Raw genomic sequence first — 21,203 nt, forward strand, 5'->3', positions numbered from 1 at the left:
TAGGGAGCGTCGCGCTCGTTAATAAGACGCAATGTGTCGTCGGATTGCACTTATTTTAGTCATTATGACGAGCTGTTTGGTCAGATAGGTTGTCCACGGTCCAATTTGTTACTGAGAATGATCGAAGTCGTGGTTTTCTCCACACCATCGACACTGCCGATCTGATCGAGCAATTGATCCAGCTGCTCCGGCGACTCAGTGCGCAGCCACGCCACATAATCAAACTCGCCGCTCACCGCGCACAACTGCTGGACCTGAGCCATTGCACTCAACCTGCGCAGCACCTCCTTGCCCGAACGCGGCTGCACGGTAATCCCGACATAAGCCTGCAAACCGCCATCCGCCAAGCGCTGGCCCAGGCGCACGCCATAACCGGTAATCACCTGGGTTTTCTCCAGACGGGCCAGGCGCGACGTCACCGTGGTACGCGCAATGCCGAGTTGCCGGGCAAGCATTGCCACGCTTTCGCGAGCGTTGAGCTGCAAGGCGGCGATCAGTTGGCGGTCGATCTCGTCCAGGGTGGGCAAGGGGAGAAGCTCCAGTGCGGGGGTCGTGGGCATGCATGTTACAGGCTTGGTTCGGCTTACAGAACCGCTACGCCAGACACACGAAAGCCGCGCAATGCGCGGCTTTTTTTGGCTCAAGTGCCACCCTCCAACCGTGGTTTGGCCTCTCTGGCGCCTTATCTACTTTGAACTTATCCCAGACCCCATCCCCCTAAAGATTTGCAGATAACCCTGGCCCAGGCAGACCCTGGGTTTCCCACTTACACGCAAAGGTTTGGTGAGTTATGAAGAGTGAACAAGTCGAAGGCGTTACAGAGAAGCTTGCCGGCAAGGCACAGAGCGCCGTGGGTAAATTGTTTGGTGATTCGAAGCTGGAAGCCGAAGGTGCTGGGCGCCAAGCTGCCGGGCAACTGACTCAAACTTATGGCGACGCGCTGGACAGCGTATCGACTTTCGTTAAGGAAAAACCGGTTGCGGCCATCGCGATTGGTGCAGTGGCTCTGTTGGTGCTGGACCGTTTGTTGCGCCGTTGAGGTGAGTGGGGCCTCCCACGCCTGTTAACAGGCTGCCAATGGTGGGCTGCTGCATTCCGTGAACTCGTTTGTTATGGATGCTCGCGGCACGCTGGCGGGAGGCTCAAGTCTCTCAGTAATGGTTGTTACTGCCTCGTAACAAAGGGGAGCCCGCCATTGCGGGCTTAGACTCGTTTTTTAGCCGTGTCGTAAATTTCGCTGTCACGGCGAGCTCCGACAGCAACGATTAGAACCTCGATTTTCTTCCCATCGACCCGGTAGACGATTCGAGTGTCGCCCGTCCGGATTCTGCGACACCCAGCCAAGCTGCCGCTTAAAGGTTTTCCGCTTTTGTCAGGCTCGCCGTTTTCAATCCTGTCTTCAATCACATCAAGGATCCGGTTTGCCGCCGCAGAACCAAGCTTATCGAAATCTTCTTCTGTATCCGGGTGGTATATGACGACCCAAACCATCGCAAATCCTTAGTCTTTTCTGGCGTACCTGGTCCGCATATCTGCGTGGGAAATAGCCTTTTGTGGGTCGAAATTTGCCAATCGATCACGTGCCGTCGCTTCAATACGAAGGTCTTCAAGCTCATCAAGCATCTCTTGGTAAGCCTGGACGTTTACGATGACTGCTGCGGGCTCATTATCTTTGAACACAACCAGATGATCGGTGGTGCGGCTCGATACCTCTTTGAGCTTCGCACTGAATCCTCGAACCATCGCGGTAACCGATACGGCCTGATCAGCTCGCTCAAGCAACGCTGCCATGACTGTTACTCCATACGAAATACACATGAAACACAGATATGCATACGATGATGCGTTAAATACTGTGCGTTTAACTGCGTAAAGTATTGCGCAGCATTTCACGCTATTCAACCATTGGTTGAATATATTTATGTACGAAACGTGGTGTTTTCGCTTCGTGTACTCGCAATGACTTCGGAGCTCATGGGATTCCCAACAAGGTTGGTAACTGAGCGGAATGAGGGCGTAGCGGAGAAAATGACAGTGGACGCTTTTTGGACACTTTTGGCTTTATGGAGCAATAGACAGAGCAAAAAAGGGGAATTATAAAACGACAAAGGCCACGTAATACGTGGCCTTGAAGGTGGTGGGCCCACACGGACTTGAACCGTGGACCAAAGGATTATGAGTCCTCTGCTCTGACCAACTGAGCTATAGGCCCTTGTAACTGGACGCGGATTATAACGACGGTTTCCTCGCTGTGCCATCCGTAAAATCCCTCATCCGTGTACGAAGGAAGGTTTCGGCAAATAGCTCCGGTGGCAGGGGCAGGCTGACGATGTAGCCTTGCATCTGTTCACAGCCTTCTGCGGCGAGGAATGCTTGCTGTGCGGGGTTCTCCACGCCTTCGGCGATGATGGTGAATTGCATGCTGTGGCCGAGGGCGATGATGGCGCGCACGATGGCGACGTCGTGAGGGTCGTCGGGCAGGCCGCGGACGAAGGATTGGTCGATCTTGAGGAAGTCCAGCGGCAGGCGCTTGAGGTAGCTGAGGGACGAATAGCCGGTGCCGAAATCATCGATTGCCAGTTGTACGCCCAGTCTTTTGAGCTGGTGCAGCACCGCCAGTGCTTCTTCCGCCTGGCTCATGATGAAGTTTTCGGTGATCTCCAGTTGCAGGCAGCCGGGCTCCAGGCGGTAATCGCGCAGCAGTTGTTCGATGCGCGACAACAGATTGGGGTGTCGCAGCTGCGCGCCGGCGAGGTTGACCGACAGCGGCCCGAAGTCCTCGAAAGCGCCTTGCCAGACATGCAGCTGTCGACAGGCCTGTTCCAGTACCCAATCGCCAATTTGCAAAATAGTGCCGTTCTCTTCGGCCAGGGCGATGAAGTGTTCGGGCGGGACGTCGCCGAAGGTGGGGTGGTGCCAGCGAATCAAGGCTTCGGCGCCGATCAGTTCGTGGGTGATCAGGCTGCGTTTGGGTTGGTAGTACAGGCTCAACTCTTCACGTTCGATGGCGCGGCGCAGCTCATGCTCCAGCGCTACGCGTTCATTGGCCTGGGCCGTCAGGTCGCGGGTGTAGCTTTCAACACGGTTGCGGCCCTTGGCTTTGGAGCGGTACATCGCGGCGTCGGCGTTTTTGACCAGGGTGGCGACGTCGGTGCCGTCCTGTGGGTACAGGCTTGTACCGATACTCGCGCTGATAAAGAACTCGTGTTCGCCGGCCTGGAAGGGCGGTGTGAAGCAATCGAGCAGTTTGTTCGCCAGGTATTGCGCGTCGCTGGCCTGTTGCAGGCCGGGCAGCAGGATGATGAATTCATCGCCGCCCAGGCGGGCGACGGTGTCGATATCGCGCAGTTGTTCCTTGAGGCGTACGGCGATGTCTTTGAGCAGCAGGTCACCGACCGGGTGGCCCAAGCTGTCATTGATGTGTTTGAAGCGGTCCAGGTCGAGAAACAGCACGGCGCCTTGATTCCCGCTTTCCTGCTGGCCATTGAGGGCCGCTTGCAGTCGACTTTCAAACAGCGTGCGGTTGGGCAGGCCGGTCAATGGATCGTGATGGGCCTGATAGTCGAGGCGCGCCTGGGCGAGCTTGAGGCTGGAGATGTCGGCAAATACCGCGACGAAGTGGGTGACCACCTGGTCGCTATTGCGCACCGCGCTGATGGTGAGCCAGCTTGGGTAAAGCTCTCCGTTCTTGCGGCGGTTGGAAATCTCGCCCTGCCAGTGTCCCTGGGTCGTCAACTGGTGCCACATTGCGGCATAGAAGGCGCTGTCGTGCAGGCCGGAGGCGAGCAGGCGAGGGGTGTGGCCAAGTGCTTCGGCTTCGCTGTAGCCCGTGATTTCGCTGAACGCGCGATTGACGGCGCTGATGTTCTGCCGCGTATCGGTGATCAAGACGCCTTCGGCAGTGCTCTCGAACACGGTGGCGGCCTGTTGCAGTTTTTCCTGCATTTGCTGGCGTTCGGTGATGTCGCGGGCGATGGTCAGCATGCAGTCTTCTTCGCCGATGGGCAGCGGGCGGCTGGACAGTTCGCAGAGGCGAATCCGGCCATCGACGTGGCGAATACGGCAGATGAAGTCGCGCACAAAGCCGTCGCGCTTCATCAATTCCAGCATGTGCTTGCGTTCATTGAGGTCGACCCATATGCCGAGGTCCAGGGTGGATTGATCGAGCGAAGTGGCGCTGGTGTAACCGGTCAGGTGGCTGAAGCCTTCGTTCACTTCTATCAGCAGGCCATCGCTTTGACGGCTCAGCAACAAGCCATCGGGGGAGGCATGAAACGCCTTGGCGAACTTCTGCTCGGACAGCAGCAGTGCCTCTTCCGTACGTTTGGCCTCGCTGATGTCGATCATCAGACCGCGCAGCACCGGTTCCGGGCCGTATTTGATCAGGCTGACAATGTCGCGCACCCACAGGCAGCGGCCGTCGGCAGTGATGACACGGTAGTCGATGCTGTGATCACGGTTAGCGCGGGTTTCACGGTAGCAATAGGTTTCGGCGCGCACCAGGTCGGCGGGGTGAATGATGTTGCGCCAGAAGCCGGGGATCAGCCAGTGGGCACGGGGGTAGCCAAGCAGTTCCTCAGCATGGGGCGACACGTAGCTGTAGGTGAAATCGCTGATGCTGGCTTCCCAGGCGATGGCGGACAGGCTCTCCACCAGGCCGCGATAGTGGTACTCGCTGCTGCGCAGTTGCTGCTCAAGGGCCACTCGGCGGGAAATTTCCGAGCTGAGCCGGCGATTGATTCGAATGACTATGGCCAGCACGGTACTCAGCAGCAACACCGCAGGCAGGCCGTACATCAACAAATCTGCCCAGAACGTGCGGTGATCGCTGAAACTGCCCACCCAGTGCTGCTGGATCGCATCGGTTTCGGTTGGGCTGAGATCGGCGAGGACCTTGTCCAGGATACCCACCAGTATTTTTTCATCCCGTGGCACGCCCATTGCCAACTGATAGCGGTAGGGCGTTTCGCCGCTGACGTACAAACCATCGAGTTTCAGTTGGCGCAGGCTCCAGACGCTGGACGCCAGGTCACTGACTACCGCATCCACTTCATCGATGGCCAGGGCCTGCAGCGTGGAACTGACGTTAGGCATCGCGACGAGATTGAGGTCCGGGTGGTGGGTGCGCAGTAATTCATGGGGCGCATAGTTTTCCACCACGGCGATTTTCAGTCCGTACAGGTCCTTGAGGCTGCGTGGTTTCGCACCGCCTTCATGGGCCAGTATCACGATGGGAAAGTCGATATAGGGGCGCGTGAAGGCCAGGAAGCTCTGGCGTTCCGGGGTGGACATGACGCCGGGTAGCAGATCGAGCTGATTGTTGCGCGCTTGTTCGAGCACGGCGGTCCAATTCGCCGGCTCGATCAACTTGACCCTGATGCCCAGGCGATCCTGGATCAGGCGTACATAATCGGCGGCCAGGCCCTGGTAGCGGCCATTTTCATCACGGTATTCAAAGGGTGGCCATGACGCATCCACCCCAAGGCGCAGCTCCTGATGGTCCGTCAGCCAGCTACGCTCATCATCAGTGAGAGTCATCGCGCCAGCCGTTGCGGTCCAGGTCAGCAGCGACAGCAGTATCACGGTCGGCAATCTGGGCATAACGGTCTCGTTATGGCACGGGGAATGTCTCGAGTGTAGACGGGCATTGCGAGGGCGGGGCGTTGCGGGGGAGTAAATGTGTAGAAAGAAATGGCTGGAAAGCAAAACCCCCGGCCTGGGCCGGGGGTTCTGTTATCACTCGTCGAGGAAGGAGCGCAGATGCTCGCTTCGCGTCGGGTGGCGCAACTTGCGCAGCGCCTTGGCTTCGATCTGACGGATCCGCTCACGGGTCACGTCAAACTGCTTACCGACTTCCTCAAGGGTGTGGTCGGTATTCATGTCGATGCCGAAACGCATGCGCAGTACCTTGGCTTCACGGGCAGTGAGGCCGGAGAGTACGTCGCGAGTCGCTTCCTTGAGGCTCTCAACGGTGGCGACATCGATAGGCGACTGCATGGTCGAGTCTTCGATGAAGTCACCCAGATGGGAGTCTTCGTCATCACCAATCGGCGTCTCCATGGAGATCGGCTCTTTAGCGATCTTCAATACCTTGCGGATTTTATCCTCAGGCATTTCCATGCGTTCGCCCAGCTCTTCCGGGGTCGGTTCGCGACCCATTTCCTGCAACATCTGCCGGGAAATACGGTTGAGCTTGTTGATGGTCTCGATCATGTGCACCGGAATACGGATGGTGCGGGCCTGGTCGGCGATCGAGCGAGTGATCGCCTGACGGATCCACCAGGTGGCATAAGTCGAGAACTTGTAGCCGCGACGGTATTCGAACTTGTCCACAGCCTTCATCAGGCCGATGTTGCCTTCCTGAATCAGGTCGAGGAATTGCAGGCCGCGGTTGGTGTACTTCTTGGCGATGGAGATCACCAGACGCAAGTTGGCTTCAACCATCTCTTTCTTCGCGCGGCGGGCCTTGGCCTCACCGATCGACATGCGACGGTTGATGTCCTTGATCTCGGCGATCGTCAGGCCTGTTTCAGTCTCCAGTGCGCTCAGTTTCTGCTGGCAACGGATGATGTCCGGCTGCAGGCGACCAATGGCTTCGGCGTATTTCGACTTGCCTTTGGCCAGGGCGTCACTCCAGGTTTCGTCAACTTCGTTGCCCGGGAACTGGCGCAGGAAGTCGGTACGCGGCATGCGCGCATCACGGACACAGAGCTGCATGATGGCACGCTCTTGTGCACGCAGACGCTCAAGGGCGCTACGAACCCGTTCAACCAGGCCTTCGAATTGCTTGGGCACCAGCTTGATCGGCATGAACAGCTCAGCCAGGGCCAACAGCTCGGCAATGGCCTGCTTGTTGCCACGACCATGCTTTTTCAGCGCCTTGCGGGTGATTTCCATTTGATCGGAGACCGCACCGAAACGCTGGGCAGCGACGACCGGGTCTGGACCGCTTTCGACTTCTTCTTCGTCGTCGGTGCTGGCTTCAGCCTCGTCTTCGTCGGTATCGTCGTCCGCTTTCGGCGCTTTTGGATCAACCGGCGGCGGTACTTCGGCGGCAGGTGGCGCAATGCCGTCGTCCGGGTCGATATAACCGCTCAGGACGTCGGACAGGCGGCCACCTTCGGTGGTGACGCGAGTGTACTCGGAGAGAATGTGGTCAACCGTGCCAGGGAAGTGCGCGATTGCGCCCATCACTTCACGGATGCCCTCTTCGATACGCTTGGCGATTTCGATTTCGCCTTCACGTGTCAGCAACTCGACGGTACCCATTTCACGCATATACATGCGCACAGGGTCAGTCGTGCGACCGATGTCGGTCTCCACCGCGGCCAACGCGGCAGCGGCTTCTTCAGCGGCTGCCTCGTCGGTATCGGCGTCGGCCAACATAAGGGCGTCCGCATCCGGAGCACTCTCGTGTACGGGGATCCCCATGTCATTAATCATGCGGATGATGTCTTCCACCTGCTCAGGATCTGAAATATCCTCAGGCAGGTGGTCGTTGACCTCTGCGTAAGTCAGATACTTCTGCTCACGACCAAGGGTGATCAACTCTTTGATACGAGACTGCTGTTGCGCTTTTCCGGACATAACACCCTATCCACTGAAGGTCTTGGCGGGCAAAAAACAAGCCGAGGATTATACCCGAGCTATGACCTCACACGCCAGCTGAGGTCGGGTTTGATGTGCAAACGTTCTGTTTTAAAAGGTCGCGCATCTGTTTTGCTATCTGAATTTGCTCTTCAGCCGACAATCCCGGCTGTCTTGCTCTCTTAATGAGCTCATCGAGGGTCTGTGTGTGCTGACCCGCGGATAACCTATTAATGGTGTCTAAAAACTGTTGTTCAAGGTTATCGCCGTCAATTAGCCACTCCTTTTCCGCAAGTGCCTTTAACAAACGGCCCTGTTCCGTGCCATGCCAGCGAGCCATCAGCTGGATTGAGTTTAGCTTAGGATTTTTCTGCACGGCCTCGATCAAGGCGATAAGCACCTGAGCGTAGGTGTTGCTCGCGTTGGCGAAATGGTCGGCGCTTTCAACCTTGCCCGCCAATTGCGGGTGATGGATGAGCGTGCGCAAGGCAATCAGCGTCGGCGCTTCCACGGCAACCGGAGTGCGCGGGGCATGGGCCTCATCGCGGTCGCCGCGTTTGCCATTCTTGCTCCAGGGCTTCTTGTCCCATTTTTTGCCGCCGGCGCCGGGCTTTTTCGGCGTCCATTCCTGCTGGGGCGCATACGCCTCCTGCGGTTGGTGGAAGTCGGAATAGTCCGGCATGGCGTCGTAATCCATGCCAGGGTCGTAGGCCGGTGGTGCATCTTGCGGTGCGTTATGCACCAGTTGGCTGACGGCTTCGCCGCTCAAACCGGTGATTTCCAGCAAGCGCATGCGCATCAGTGATTTCAGGTTGGCGCCGGGGACTTTATCGATCAGCGGCGCTGCGAGGGTGGCCATATGGGCCTTGCCTTCAAGCGAGCGCGGGTCGGCCTCTTCGGTCAGTTGCTGGAAGAAATAGTCCGCCAGCGGCTGTGCGTGTTGATTGATGCGGGCACGGAACGCGTCGGTGCCTTCGGAGCGCACCAGGGTGTCCGGGTCTTCGCCTTCGGGCAGGAACAGAAAGCGTGCGCGGCGCCCATCCTGCAGGCTCGACAGCGTGGCCTCGAGTGCGCGCCAGGCGGCGTTGCGGCCGGCCTGGTCGCCGTCGAAGCAGAACAGCACGCTGGGCACCACGCGAAACAGGCGTTTCATGTGTTCTTCGCTGGTGGCGGTACCGAGCGTCGCCACTGCATTGCGCAGGCCTTGCTGGGCCAGGGCGATCACGTCCATATAGCCTTCAACCACGATGATTTCATCGAGGTTGCGGTTGTTCTTGCGTGCCTCAAACAGTCCGTAGAGTTCCTGGCCCTTATGGAAAACCGGGGTTTCCGGAGAGTTCAGGTACTTGGGCTTGTCGTCTCCCAGCACGCGGCCACCGAACGCGATGATGCGGCCGCGGCTGTCGCGTATCGGAAACATTACGCGGTCACGGAAGCGGTCATAGCGCTTGCCGGTCTCGGCATTTTCCACCAGCAGGCCGGCATCAATCATGGCTTTTTGCTGGAGCGTATCGCTGCTCAGGTGCTTGTACAGATTGTCCCAGCCGGGCGGTGCAAAACCGAGGCCGAAGTCCCGGGCGATTTCACCGGTGAGGCCGCGGCCCTTGAGGTAATCGACGGCGGCCTTGCGCTGCGGATGGCTTTTAAGTGCCTGTCGATAGAAGTCGGCAGCGGCGGTCAGCAGTGGATACAGCGGCGAGTCAGTGGGCTGTCGCGGTTTGTGCGCGCGGCCACTTTCTTCGCGGGGGATCTCCATGCCGGCGGCTTTTGCCAGGTCCTCGACGGCCTGGGGGAAATCCAGGTTGTCGTGGTCCATCAGGAAGCCGAGGGCGTTGCCGCCTGCACCGCAACCGAAGCAGTAATAGAACTGCTTGTCCGGGCTTACGCTGAACGACGGGGTTTTTTCTTTATGGAACGGGCAGCAGGCGGTGTAGTTCTTGCCGGCTTTTTTCAGTTGCACGCGTGAGCTGACGACATCGACGATGTCGGTGCGGTTCAGAAGGTCGTCAATAAAGCTCTGGGGAATCAGCCCGGCCATGGCGTTCTCGTCATCACTGCGTGTAAATGAGGGCCCGTGAAATGTTCAAGCGCACGTTGGGTGCCTGATCATTATCGTCTGCATGGGATGTCAGAGAGTGTATCTGCCGAACATTCGCTGACGTTAGTTTCTATCAGTGTTCGACGAATAAAAGTTGCCCGTGAGTCCGGGCTTGACCTGTGGGCGGTCTCGGAAGCTCAGCTATGGGCACAGTCGACACAGTATGATCGCCTGCTTGAAGAATTAGGTGTGCTCGTCAGTAGCCTTGTTAGGCTCGTCAGAAGAGACGTGCACCGCTGGCAAAAGAGCCAGTCCTGACGTTTGAAGCGGTGTCTCGGTCGCGTGTGCGGCGTCGACGATGAAGCATCAAGCGATATCCGCAAATGCCAACAGCCCGGCTGAGGGCCGGGCTTGGCAGAAGCTTGCTACGAACGTCTGTGTATTAGTACAGACGAACGGCGCGGCGCTGCTCGCGCTGAACTTTCTTGGCGTGACGCTTAACAGCGGCTGCTGCTTTACGCTTACGCTCAGAAGTTGGCTTCTCGTAAAATTCGCGGCTACGAACTTCAGCCAGAACACCGGCTTTTTCGCAGGAGCGCTTGAAACGACGCAGAGCTACGTCGAAGGGTTCGTTCTCTTTTACTTTGACGGCTGGCATCCAGAGCTACCTTCTTTCATTACCGGGATCAACGTTCTCGTCGCAAAAAATTCGCGGCTGAGGTCGTCGGTTTTTAAGGGTTGCGGATGTTAACCCCTCATTGGCAGGAATGCAAAGCCTCTGATCGAAAACCGCTAGGCGGGAGGGGGAGTGGCGACTATTATGCGCGCCTTCGAATTCAGCCTCTACAAGGCGCAAACCCATGCTAGTACTGGGACTTGAAACCTCCTGCGACGAAACCGGTGTCGCACTTTACGACAGTGAACGCGGGCTCCTGGCCGATGCACTGTTCAGTCAGATCGACCTGCATCGCGCCTATGGCGGCGTGGTGCCGGAGCTTGCCAGCCGTGATCACGTCAAACGTATGCTGCCATTGATCCGCCAGGTGCTGGATGAAGCCGGCTGCGTGCCGACCGAGATCGATGCCATTGCCTATACCGCAGGTCCCGGATTGGTCGGAGCCCTGCTGGTTGGGGCTTCCTGTGCTCAGGCGCTGGCATTTGCCTGGGGCATTCCGGCCCTCGGTGTGCACCACATGGAAGGTCATTTACTGGCCCCGATGCTGGAAAAAACACCGCCGGCGTTCCCGTTCGTCGCTTTGTTGGTTTCGGGGGGGCATACGCAGCTGGTTCAGGTCGACGGCATCGGTCAATACACGTTGTTGGGCGAGTCGCTGGACGACGCCGCCGGCGAAGCATTCGACAAGACCGCGAAGATGATGGGGCTCAATTATCCCGGCGGTCCGGAAATCGCCCGGCTCGCCGAAAAAGGCGTGGCCGGTCGTTACACATTCCCACGGCCGATGTGTGATCGCCCTGGTTTGATGTTCAGCTTCAGCGGCCTGAAAACCTCGGCGTTGAATACCTGGCAGCAGAGCGTCAGCGCCGGGGACGACGGCGAGCAAGCCCGTTGCGACATCGCGCTGGCGTTCCAGCAGGCCGTGGTAGAGACTTTAACCATCAAGTGCAAGCGTGCCCTGAAGCAGGCCGGCATGAAGCGGCTGGTGATTGCCGGCGGCGTCAGCGCCAACAAGGCCTTGCGCAGCTCGCTGGAGAAGATGCTCGGGGAGATGAAGGGCGATGTGTTTTACGCGCGTCCTGAGTTTTGCACCGACAATGGCGCGATGATCGCCTACGCCGGCTGCCAACGCCTGCAGGCCGGGCAGCATGAAAGCCTGGCGATCAGCGTGCAGGCGCGTTGGCCGATGGAGCAGTTGTCGCCGTTGTAGGGGGTAACGTGGACCCCGTTAAAAATGCCGTTCGCGCCCGGCAAACAGGTCGCGTAGATTGCCGCGGTGGCGCCAGACGATCAGCAGTGTCAGCACGCTCATCGGCAGCAGCGCCGCCGGTTCCTGCCAGGCCAGCAAGGGCAGGGTGAGCGGTGTGGCGATCAGTGCCGCCAGTGAGCTGGTACGGGTCAGGTAAAACGTCAGCAGCCAGGCAAGCACCGCCAGTAAGGCTGCCGGAGGGTAGATGCCCAGCAGCATGCCGGCCGCCGTGGCGACACCTTTGCCGCCGCGAAAGCGGAAGTACAGGGGGAACAGGTGGCCGAGGACGGCGCAGATGCCCACCCAGGCCTGCTGTTGCAGGGTAAGGCCCGCGAGGCTGGCGATCAGTACGGGCAGCAGGCCCTTGCAGAGGTCGCCCAGCAGCGTCAGCACGGCAAGTTTCTTGCCGGCCAGGCGCAACATATTGGTGGCGCCGGCATTGCCTGAGCCACTCATTCGCGGATCGGGATTTCCCGTCAGGCGGCTGAGCAAAATGGCAAAGGACAGCGAGCCGAGCAGGTAGGCGAGAATCGCCAGTGACCAAAACATGCTAACTATTCCGGGCGAGGACGCCCTGATTCTAACGGGGCATCGCGCCCTTGTCGTGCTGCGGAGAAGAGTGCTTGGACAGAGTGTTTATCGAAGGCCTGGAAGTCGACACCGTGATCGGCGCCTACGACTGGGAGCGTGGCATACGTCAATGCCTGCGCCTGGACCTGAGCTTTGCCTGGGACAACCGTCCGGCCGCCGCCGGTGATGACCTGAGCCTGGCCCTGGATTACGCCAGCGTGTCCGCGCGTATCCAGGCCTTTGCCGAACAGTCCCAATACCAACTGGTGGAAACCTTCGCCGAGCGCCTTGCCCAAGTGCTGATGAGTGAATTCCAGATTCCCTGGCTGCACCTCAAATTGACCAAGCCAGGCGCCGTCCCGGCCGCCAAGGGCGTGGGCGTGGAGATCGAGCGCGGATGTCGCTGACTCAGGTTTACCTTGGCCTTGGCAGTAATATCGAGCGCGAGCTCAATTTACGTGCGGGCCTTGATGCGCTGGCGAGCTTTTTGACGGACATGCGCTGTTCGGCGGTGTTCGAAAGCCAGCCGGTGGGTATCAAAAGCGGGCCGTTCTTCAATCTGGTGGTGTCGGGCTGCACCGACCTGCCGTTGATGGCGCTGGACCGCCGGTTGAAATCCATCGAGGCCGACAATGGTCGTTATGCGCCCGATCGCAAAGGCTTGCCGTTGGACATCGACGTGCTGCTGTATGGCGATCTGGTGGGTAATTTCGACGGTTTGATCCTGCCGCGCGCAGAAATCCTGAAAAACGCTTTTGTGCTGTGGCCGCTGTCGATGATGGCGCCGGATCGTGTTCACCCGGAGGCGGGCAAGACCATGGCCGAGCTGTGGCGAGATGCGCAAATTGAACAGGTGCTGGCGCCCGTGGCGTTTGAATGGCAGGGCCGGCAACTCACGGCAGACGTGCTTCTGTAGGAGCCGAGCTTGCTCGCGAAGAACGTGAACGATAACGCGGCGCTCTCAGGTTTTTCGCGAGCAAGCTCGCTCCTACAATGGGCTTTGTTGTTCCTTGTAGGCTTTGAGTGCGTTAAGCCGTTCGCGCTTGAGCGCCTCACCCAGCGCGGGGCCTTTGAAGCCTTTTTCCAGCAACGGTGCTACCTGCACCTCGCGCGCAACCTTCGCTGCGCCACGCAAATAATCGGCCTGTGGATAAGTTCGCTGTTCAAAGCCCTTGCGACCCCGCGCATCCATCTCGCAGGCGAGCACAAACTCCTCAAAGCGTTGCGGGCGACGGTAGACGTCAAAACTCTGCAGCAACTCCAGTAGTGTCGAGGCCTTCAGCTCCAGGGCTCGATGGCCGTGGGTGTGATATTGGCCCACCAGCAGCGCCAGTTCCTGGCAATCCCTTGGCACTTTGAAGCGTTCATTGACGGCCTTGATCAGCTTCAAGCCCCGATGTTCGTGGGCAATATGCTGCGGCAACTTATCCACAGGCGTCAGGCCCTTGCCTAAGTCGTGCAGCAGGCAGGCCCAGCGTACGGTCAGCGGTTGCTTGTACAAGGCCGCCTGCTCCAACACGCTCAATGTGTGCAGGCCCGTGTCGATCTCGGGATGATGGGCTGCGGGCTGCGGTACGCCGAACAGCGCATCCACCTCCGGCATCAAGGTTTTCAGCGCATTGCAGTCGCGCAGCACCTGGATAAACACCTGAGGCTGATCTTCCATCAGTGCCCGGGAAATTTCTTTCCAGCTGCGCTCCGGGGTCAGCGCCTCCAGTTCGCCGGATTCGCTGAGCTGACGCATCAACGCAAGCGTTGGCGCAGCCACGGTGAATCCGAGGTGCGCATAACGCGCGGCAAAGCGCGCAACGCGCAGCACTCGCAAGGGATCCTCGGCGAAAGCGGGCGATACGTGACGTAAAATACGCGCGTCCAGATCGCGCTGGCCGTGGTAAGGGTCGGTCAGATTGCCCTCATCGTCTTCAGCCATGGCATTGATGGTCAGGTCGCGACGAATCAGGTCTTCTTCCAGCGTGACTTCGGGGCTGGCGTGAAATACGAAGCCGCCGTAACCCCGGCCACTTTTACGTTCGGTGCGGGCCAGGGCGTATTCATCGCCGTTTTTTGGGTCCAGGAACACGGGGAAGTCAGCACCGACCGGCTTGAAGTCTTTGGCCAGCATCTCTTCGGTGGTGGCGCCGACGACAACGCGGTCGATGTCGGTGACCTTGATGCCCAGCAGGCGATCACGCACCGCACCGCCGACTTTGTAGATTTTCATGAAAAAGCCTCCATTAGCGGCACAGGATACCGCCTGTGCCTGGCCAATGGATGCTTTGCCGTTTCAGAGATGCACGACGGCCAGGTCCAGGCGGCCGTAGTCGTTATCGTTGTGATCGCTGCGCGGTGGGACATGGTGGGTTTTCATCACCTGGTCGCCCTGCAGGGTTTCCAGGTGGATGTCGAAGCCCCATAGCCGGTGCAGGTGCTTGAGCACTTCTTCGGTAGATTCGCCCAGGGGTTTGCGGTCGTGCTGCTGGTGACGCAAGGTCAGCGAGCGATCCCCGCGCACATCGATGCTGTAGATCTGCACGTTGGGCTCGCGGTTGCCCAGGTTGTACTGCGCCGCCAGGGTCTCGCGGATAGTCCGATAGCCCGGCTCGTCATGGATGGCCGGCACCACCAGGTCCTCCTTGAGGTCGTCGTCCATGATGCTGAATAGCTTGAGATCGCGAATCACCTGCGGGGACAGGTACTGCAAGATGAAACTCTCGTCCTTGAAACTGCTCATGGCGAACTTGATGGTGGACAGCCAGTCGCTGCCGGCGATTTCCGGGAACCAGCGGCGATCCTCTTCGGTTGGGTGCTCGCACATGCGACGGATGTCGCGGTACATCGCAAAGCCCAGTGCGTAGGGGTTGATGCCGTTGTAATAGGGGCTATCGAACCCGGGCTGGAACACCACGCTGGTGTGGGACGTGAGGAACTCCATCATGAAGCCGTCGGTGACCAGGCCTTCGTCGTACAGGTCGTTCATCAGGGTGTAATGCCAGAACGTCGCCCAGCCCTCGTTCATCACCTGAGTCTGGCGCTGCGGATAAAAGTATTGGGCGATCTTGCGCACGATGCGCACGATTTCCCGCTGCCAGGGTTCCAGCAACGGGGCGTGCTTTTCCAGGAAATACAGGATGTTTTCCTGAGGTTCGGCGGGGAAGCGTGCATTGTCCTTGTCACTGTTTTTGCCGGCACGCTTTGGAATGGTGCGCCACAGATCGTTGATCTGCTTCTGCAGGTGTTCCTCACGCTCCTGCTGGCGCAGGCGCTCTTCTTCTGCCGAAATCGGATAGGGCCGTTTGTAACGGTCGACGCCGTAGTTCATCAGGGCGTGGCAGGAGTCGAGCAAATCCTCTACCGCGTCAATGCCGTGGCGCTCCTCGCATTGCATGATGTACTGCTTGGCGAATACCAGGTAATCGATGATCGAACTGGCGTCGGTCCAGGTGCGGAACAGGTAGTTGCCCTTGAAAAAGCTGTTATGCCCGTAGCATGCGTGGGCCACCACCAGCGCCTGCATGCAGATGGTGTTTTCTTCCATCAGGTAGGCGATGCACGGGTCGGAGTTGATTACGATCTCGTAGGCCAGGCCCATCTGGCCGCGGGTGTAGGACTTTTCGGTGCTGAGAAAGTGTTTGCCGTAGGACCAATGGTGATAGCCCAGCGGCATGCCGACGGAGGCGTAGGCGTCCATCATCTGTTCGGCGGTGATCACTTCGATCTGGTTGGGGTAGGTGTCCAGCGCATAACCGGCCGCGATGCGGCTGATTTCCCGGTCATAGGCCTGGATTAGTTCAAAGGTCCACTCGGACCCGGTGGAGATAGGTTGGCGCTTATGCTCTTTTTTGGCGGTCATGTCACTAACCTGCGCTGGAAGAGTTCACGGAAGACCGGGTAGATATCGCCGGCCGAGACCAGTTGCTGCTGGGCGAACGTGTCGGCAAAGGCTTCGCCGATACGCTCGTATTCGAACCACAGCGCCTGGTGCTCACGGGGGGTAATTTCGACGTAGGTGTAGTACTGCACGAAGGGCATGATCTGGTTGATCAGGATATCCCGGCAGATCGGCGAGTCGTCGTTCCAGTTGTCACCGTCGGAAGCCTGGGCCGCATAGATGTTCCACTCATTGGCCGGGTAGCGTTCGGCCATGATTTCCTGCATCAGTTTCAGTGCGCTGGAGACGATGGTGCCGCCGGTTTCGCGCGAGTAGAAGAATTCCTCTTCGTCGACTTCCCGGGCGCTGGTGTGATGGCGGATAAACACCACGTCGATCTTGTCGTAGTTCCGTTTCAGGAACAGGTACAGCAGGATAAAGAAACGCTTGGCGATGTCCTTGGTGGCCTGGGTCATGGAGCCGGACACGTCCATCAGGCAGAACATCACGGCCTTGGAGCTGGGGTTGGGTTGCTTGACCAGCAGGTTGTATTTCAAATCGAAGGTGTCAAGAAACGGCACACGGTGAATACGCGCGCTGAGTTTCTCGATTTCGATTTCTATTTCCTGGATATCGCCGAAATTATCCGGTTCTTCGCGCTTCAAACGCGCCAACTCTTCCTTGGCGTGCTTGAGCTTTGCACGGCTGCTGCCTGACAGGGCGATCCGACGGGCGTGGGCTGAGCGCAAAGTGCGGATGATGTTGATGCGGGACGGGTTGCCCTCGTTGCTGATACCGGCGCGTACGGTTTTGAAGGTGTCGGTGCCGGTCAGGTTGCGTTTGACCAGGTTGGGCAGCTCCAGGTCCTCGAACATGAATTCGAGGAACTCCTCCTGCGTGATCTGGAACACGAATTCGTCCATGCCCTCGCCGGAGTTGCCGGCCTTGCCCGCGCCCTTGCCTCCACCGCCTCCTTGAGGGCGCGCAATGTGTTCACCCGTGGTGAACTCCTTGTTGCCGGGATGCACAACGGTCTGCTTGCCGCCCCGGCCGTGGTGCAGCACGGGTTCGTCGATGTCGCGTCCCGGAATGCTGATTTGTTCGCCATGCTCCATGTCGGTGATGGAGCGGCGGCTGACGGCCTCTTCAACCGCCTTTTTGATATGGTCACGGTAACGCCGCAGGAAACGCTGGCGGTTTACCGTGCTCTTGTTCTTGCCATTGAGGCGTCGGTCGATCACATAGCTCATGGGGAGCCCTCCGGGCAGCTTCACGTTACAAGCTTCAAGCCGCGAGCTGGAAGCTTAAGGACAAGCGGTCGACTGCCAGGCGTAACGCCTGGCAGTGAGCACCTGTCGCTGCCTTATTGCGATTTGCGCACCCGCAGGTACCACTCTGAGAGCAGTCGTACCTGTTTGTCGGTGTAGCCGCGCTCGACCATTCGTGTGACGAAGTCGTTGTGTTTTTGCTGGTCCTCCTTGCTCGCCTTGGCGTTGAAGCTGATAACCGGCAGCAGATCCTCGGTGTTGGAGAACATTTTCTTCTCGATCACCACCCGCAGTTTCTCGTAGCTGAGCCAGGTTGGGTTCTTGCCGTTGTTGTTGGCGCGGGCGCGCAGCACGAAGTTGACGATTTCGTTGCGGAAATCCTTCGGATTGCTGATGCCGGCGGGTTTCTCGATCTTCTCCAGCTCTTCGTTGAGCGCCACGCGGTTGAGGATTTCGCCGGTTTCGGGATCGCGGTATTCCTGGTCCTGAATCCAGAAGTCGGCGTACAGCACGTAGCGGTCGAAGATGTTCTGGCCGTACTCGCTGTAGGACTCCAGGTAGGCGGTCTGGATTTCCTTGCCGATGAATTCGATATAGCGCGGCGCCAGGTATTCCTTGAGGAAACGCAGATAGCGCTCGCGGGTTTCGGCCTGGAATTGTTCCTGTTCGATCTGCTGCTCCAGCACGTAGAGCAGGTGCACCGGGTTGGCGGCGATCTCGTGGGGGTCGAAGTTGAAGACCTTGGAGAGGATCTTGAACGCGAAGCGTGTCGACAGGCCGTTCATGCCTTCATCGACGCCCGCCGTGTCACGGTATTCCTGGATTGATTTGGCCTTGGGATCAGTGTCCTTGAGGTTTTCACCGTCGTACACGCGCATTTTCGAGTAGATATTCGAGTTCTCCGGCTCCTTGAGGCGCGACAGCACGGTGAACTGGGCGAGCATCTTCAGGGTGTCGGGGGCGCAATGGGCCTTGGCCAGCGAGCTGTTGAACAGCAGTTTGTCGTAGATCTTGATTTCATCGCTGACCCGCAGGCAGTACGGCACCTTGACGATGTAGATACGGTCGATGAAGGCTTCGTTGTTCTTGTTGTTGCGGAAGGTGTGCCATTCCGATTCGTTGGAGTGCGCCAGCAGGATCCCGGTGAACGGAATCGCGCCCAGGCCTTCGGTACTGTTGTAGTTACCTTCCTGGGTGGCCGTGAGCAGTGGGTGCAGCACCTTGATCGGCGCCTTGAACATCTCCACGAACTCCATCAGGCCCTGGTTGGCCCGGCACAGTGCGCCCGAGTAGCTATAGGCGTCGGCGTCGTTCTGCGGGAATTCTTCGAGTTTGCGGATATCGACCTTGCCCACCAGCGCCGAGATGTCCTGGTTGTTCTCGTCGCCCGGCTCGGTCTTGGCGACGCCGATCTGGTTGAGGATCGATGGGTAGAGCTTGACCACCCGGAACTGGCTGATATCGCCGCCGAACTCGGACAGGCGCTTGGTGGCCCAGGGCGACATGATGGTATTGAGGTAGCGCCGGGGGATGCCGAAGTCTTCTTCGAGGATCGCACCGTCTTCGGTGGCGTTGAACAGCCCCAAAGGCGACTCGAACACCGGTGAGCCCTTGATGGCGTAGAAGGGCACCTTCTCGATCAGTTGTTTGAGTTTTTCCGCCAGGGACGACTTGCCGCCACCAACGGGACCGAGCAGGTAGAGGATCTGTTTCTTCTCTTCCAGGCCCTGGGCCGCATGGCGGAAGTAGGAGACGATCTGGTCGATGCATTCCTCCATGCCGTGGAAGTCTTCAAAGGCCGGGTAACGCCGGATCACCTTGTTGGAGAATATTCGCGACAGGCGCGAATTGTTCGAGGTGTCTACCAGCTGCGGCTCGCCAATCGCCAGCAGCAGGCGTTCGGCGGCAGACGCATAGGTGCTGCGGTCCCGTTTGCACAGCTCAAGATACTCTTGAAGCGTGAGTTCTTCCTGCTGTGTGGACTCGAAACGTTGTTGGAAGTGGCTAAAGATACTCATGACGTCGTCACCTCGCTCGATACGTGGAGCCGACGCCGGATCAATCAGTCGATGCTGGCAGCCATTGGCGTTCCCCAATGGCTGTTTTCCCCCCAGAACACCCTGAAACGCTACCGATGACCCGCGCGCCGGTGTACCGGCTCTCCCCTGATTTGGATGGCCTGCACTTAAGGATAGTTGGTAATCGGGGAGTTCAAGGCGCGATACGTAATTAGTTTGGCTGCGCCGTTCGTCAGAAACGGCGCAAGCCCAAGCGTCACGCGGGGTAGCGGGGTGTGAAAAAAATTATTGCGAATCGCTTGAAGAAATTTCCGCAGGATAGGTCGCGCGCCACAGCTCAAAGCCGCCATCGAGGCTATAAACGTCGGAGAAGCCCTGGCTGACCAGATAGGCTGCGGCGCTTTGGCTGGAGTTACCGTGATAGCACGCCACGATCACCGGCGCGTCGAGGTCGGCGGCGCGGATGAAGTCGGCGATGTTGACGTTGTCCAGATGCTGGGCGCCGGCAATGTGGGCTGCAGCGTAAGTCGGCTGGTCACGGATATCGACGACCACGGCGCCTTGCTCGCGCAGGGCCTGGGCTTGTTCGGGAGGGATACGTTTGAATTCGCTCATGGCGGGCTCCTAGGGCTTGGCGGCGGCCGTCTGTAGGGTGGGTGCAGGGGATTCACACTGGCAACTGATACGCTCGCCGGTGTCGATGTTCATCAGGGTCATGGCGCCGCCCCACACGCAGCCGGTGTCGAGGGCGAACACGCGGGGTTCTTCGCATTTGCCTTCAAGGGCGGCCCAGTGGCCGAAGATGATCTTCGTGTCCCGGGTCTTGCGTTCCTTGTGGGCGAACCAGGGCTGGTAGCCGGGCAGGGCAGTGTCGGCGCCTTCCTTGCTCTTGAGGTCCAGCTTGCCCTGCGCCGTGCAGAAACGCATGCGCGTGAAATAGTTGGTGATCACTCTCAGGCGGGCAACGCCGGTGAGCTCGTTGTCCCACTTCACTGGCTCGTTGCCATACATGCCGTCGAGGTAGGCGGTGTACAGATTGTCATCGGCCAGGGCGCTTTCGACTTCGGCGGCGCACTTGAGGGCTTTCTTCAAGGTCCATTGCGGTGGGATGCCGGCGTGGACAAGGGCGATGTTACGGGCCTCGTCGTAGTGCATGAGCTTTTGTCGGCGCAACCATTCCAGCAACTCGGCGCGGTCCGGTGCTTCGAGGATCTCGCGCAGGGTGTCGCCTTTTTTCAGGCGCTCGATGTTCTGGCCGGCCGCGAGCAGGTGCAGGTCATGGTTGCCCAGTACGCAGACCAGCGAATCGCGCAGGTTATAGAGGTAGCGCAGGGTTTCCAGCGACTGCGGGCCACGGTTGACCAAGTCGCCGACCAGCCACAGGCGATCATTCACGGGGTCGAAGGCGACCTGTTCAAGCAGGCACTTGAGGGGCTCCAGGCACCCTTGCAGGTCACCGACCGCGTACGTCGCCATCAGTGCAGGGCTCCGGGCACCGCGAGGCGGAAGGGCTTGATGGTCGCGTCGAACAAGTGGCCGTCGGTGGCTTTCATCTGATACGAGCCCTGCATGGTGCCGACCCTGGAGGTCATCACCGTGCCGCTGCTGTAGGTATGGCTGGCGCCGATGTCGATCAACGGTTGCTGGCCGACAACGCCCGCGCCGCGTACTTCTTCAACCTGACCGTCACCGTCGGTGATCACCCAATGGCGTGACAGCAACTTGGCCGGCACCAGCCCGTTGTTTTTCACCGTGATGGTGTAGGCAAAGGCAAAGCGGTTGAGTTCGGGTTGCGATTGGTCCGCCAGGAAGCGGGTGACGACGCTGACGTCGATCTGGTAGCGAGGATCGGACATGCAAGAGGCCTTAAAAGCAAAAGCGGAGGACAGCAGATGCGGATCAGTCTAGGCCAAGAGGTGGGCACTAGGC

The 21,203-nt window shown here is 58.9% G+C and carries 19 protein-coding genes and 1 tRNA gene; 4 read left to right on the plus strand and 16 right to left on the minus strand.

Annotation, left to right across the window (positions count from 1 at the left end; genetic code table 11):
* Positions 1-80 precede the first annotated feature (80 nt).
* Positions 81-527: an Lrp/AsnC family transcriptional regulator gene (locus BFP90_RS15190; protein WP_065885491.1), complete on the minus strand. Its 447-nt coding sequence runs from the start codon at positions 525-527 to the stop codon at positions 81-83.
* 263 nt (positions 528-790) lie between these two features.
* Here BFP90_RS15190 and BFP90_RS15195 point away from each other — a divergent pair, with 263 nt between their 5' ends.
* Entirely contained in the window at positions 791-1,039 is a 249-nt protein-coding gene (locus tag BFP90_RS15195) for a CsbD family protein (RefSeq protein WP_065885492.1), read from the plus strand.
* Positions 1,040-1,203: 164 nt separating this feature from the next.
* On the opposite strand, the gene BFP90_RS15200 is transcribed toward BFP90_RS15195, so the two are convergent.
* The 7 genes from BFP90_RS15200 to rpsU all read right to left on the minus strand — a co-directional run bounded on the left by BFP90_RS15200 (position 1,204) and on the right by rpsU (position 10,283).
* Positions 1,204-1,491 carry a type II toxin-antitoxin system RelE family toxin gene (locus tag BFP90_RS15200; RefSeq protein WP_065894155.1) on the minus strand — a complete coding sequence of 96 codons (288 nt, stop codon included), beginning with the start codon at positions 1,489-1,491 and terminating at the stop codon, positions 1,204-1,206.
* 9 nt (positions 1,492-1,500) lie between these two features.
* On the minus strand, positions 1,501-1,791 hold the full coding sequence (locus BFP90_RS15205) for a Phd-YefM (protein ID WP_065894157.1): 291 nt from the start codon (positions 1,789-1,791) through the stop codon (positions 1,501-1,503).
* Positions 1,792-2,135: 344 nt separating this feature from the next.
* Positions 2,136-2,212, minus strand: a tRNA-Ile gene (locus BFP90_RS15210).
* A 17-nt stretch (positions 2,213-2,229) separates the two neighbouring features.
* A complete protein-coding gene (locus tag BFP90_RS15215) occupies positions 2,230-5,601 on the minus strand; it encodes a bifunctional diguanylate cyclase/phosphodiesterase (RefSeq protein WP_065894159.1) in 3,372 nt (1,123 codons plus the stop codon).
* 135 nt (positions 5,602-5,736) lie between these two features.
* On the minus strand, positions 5,737-7,587 hold the full coding sequence (rpoD, locus tag BFP90_RS15220; RefSeq protein ID WP_065897245.1) for an RNA polymerase sigma factor RpoD: 1,851 nt from the start codon (positions 7,585-7,587) through the stop codon (positions 5,737-5,739).
* A gap of 67 nt (positions 7,588-7,654) precedes the next feature.
* Positions 7,655-9,625 carry a DNA primase gene (gene dnaG / locus BFP90_RS15225; RefSeq protein WP_065885495.1) on the minus strand — a complete coding sequence of 657 codons (1,971 nt, stop codon included), beginning with the start codon at positions 9,623-9,625 and terminating at the stop codon, positions 7,655-7,657.
* 442 nt (positions 9,626-10,067) lie between these two features.
* Positions 10,068-10,283, minus strand: a complete 216-nt coding sequence (gene rpsU, locus BFP90_RS27480; RefSeq protein ID WP_002551877.1) for a 30S ribosomal protein S21 — start codon at positions 10,281-10,283, stop codon at positions 10,068-10,070.
* 202 nt (positions 10,284-10,485) lie between these two features.
* Between rpsU and tsaD the strand changes: the two genes are divergently transcribed.
* Positions 10,486-11,511, plus strand: coding sequence for a tRNA (adenosine(37)-N6)-threonylcarbamoyltransferase complex transferase subunit TsaD (gene tsaD / locus BFP90_RS15235; protein ID WP_065885497.1), 1,026 nt, complete (start codon positions 10,486-10,488; stop codon positions 11,509-11,511).
* Positions 11,512-11,529: 18 nt separating this feature from the next.
* On the opposite strand, the gene plsY is transcribed toward tsaD, so the two are convergent.
* Entirely contained in the window at positions 11,530-12,099 is a 570-nt protein-coding gene (gene plsY, locus BFP90_RS15240; RefSeq protein WP_057723660.1) for a glycerol-3-phosphate 1-O-acyltransferase PlsY, read from the minus strand.
* 74 nt (positions 12,100-12,173) lie between these two features.
* Here plsY and folB point away from each other — a divergent pair, with 74 nt between their 5' ends.
* A complete protein-coding gene (gene folB / locus BFP90_RS15245; RefSeq protein WP_065894165.1) occupies positions 12,174-12,527 on the plus strand; it encodes a dihydroneopterin aldolase in 354 nt (117 codons plus the stop codon).
* Complete coding sequence (gene folK, locus BFP90_RS15250) at positions 12,518-13,036, plus strand: 2-amino-4-hydroxy-6-hydroxymethyldihydropteridine diphosphokinase (RefSeq protein WP_065897247.1); 519 nt, start codon at positions 12,518-12,520, stop codon at positions 13,034-13,036. The genes folB and folK overlap by 10 nt, the downstream gene beginning before the upstream one ends.
* A gap of 72 nt (positions 13,037-13,108) precedes the next feature.
* Here the strand turns inward: folK and BFP90_RS15255 are convergent, their stop codons facing one another.
* The 7 genes from BFP90_RS15255 to apaG all read right to left on the minus strand — a co-directional run bounded on the left by BFP90_RS15255 (position 13,109) and on the right by apaG (position 21,130).
* Complete coding sequence (locus tag BFP90_RS15255) at positions 13,109-14,341, minus strand: multifunctional CCA addition/repair protein (RefSeq protein ID WP_065897249.1); 1,233 nt, start codon at positions 14,339-14,341, stop codon at positions 13,109-13,111.
* Positions 14,342-14,404: 63 nt separating this feature from the next.
* On the minus strand, positions 14,405-15,970 hold the full coding sequence (locus tag BFP90_RS15260; RefSeq protein WP_065885501.1) for a SpoVR family protein: 1,566 nt from the start codon (positions 15,968-15,970) through the stop codon (positions 14,405-14,407).
* Positions 15,967-17,238, minus strand: a complete 1,272-nt coding sequence (locus BFP90_RS15265; protein ID WP_065885502.1) for a YeaH/YhbH family protein — start codon at positions 17,236-17,238, stop codon at positions 15,967-15,969. The genes BFP90_RS15260 and BFP90_RS15265 overlap by 4 nt, the downstream gene beginning before the upstream one ends.
* A gap of 113 nt (positions 17,239-17,351) precedes the next feature.
* Positions 17,352-19,274 (minus strand): PrkA family serine protein kinase, encoded by a 1,923-nt coding sequence (locus BFP90_RS15270; RefSeq protein ID WP_065885503.1) that lies wholly within the window; start codon positions 19,272-19,274, stop codon positions 17,352-17,354.
* A gap of 285 nt (positions 19,275-19,559) precedes the next feature.
* Positions 19,560-19,889 (minus strand): thiosulfate sulfurtransferase GlpE, encoded by a 330-nt coding sequence (gene glpE / locus BFP90_RS15275; protein ID WP_065894173.1) that lies wholly within the window; start codon positions 19,887-19,889, stop codon positions 19,560-19,562.
* A 9-nt stretch (positions 19,890-19,898) separates the two neighbouring features.
* The gene (locus BFP90_RS15280) at positions 19,899-20,750 is read right to left on the minus strand and encodes a symmetrical bis(5'-nucleosyl)-tetraphosphatase (protein ID WP_065897251.1); all 852 of its coding nucleotides are present in this window, start codon (positions 20,748-20,750) and stop codon (positions 19,899-19,901) included.
* On the minus strand, positions 20,750-21,130 hold the full coding sequence (gene apaG, locus BFP90_RS15285) for a Co2+/Mg2+ efflux protein ApaG (protein WP_065885506.1): 381 nt from the start codon (positions 21,128-21,130) through the stop codon (positions 20,750-20,752). The genes BFP90_RS15280 and apaG overlap by 1 nt, the downstream gene beginning before the upstream one ends.
* Between the last annotated feature and the right edge of the window lie 73 nt (positions 21,131-21,203).

It is taken from the genome of Pseudomonas sp. 24 E 13, assembly GCF_900004715.1.
GTDB lineage: Bacteria > Pseudomonadota > Gammaproteobacteria > Pseudomonadales > Pseudomonadaceae > Aquipseudomonas > Aquipseudomonas orientalis_A.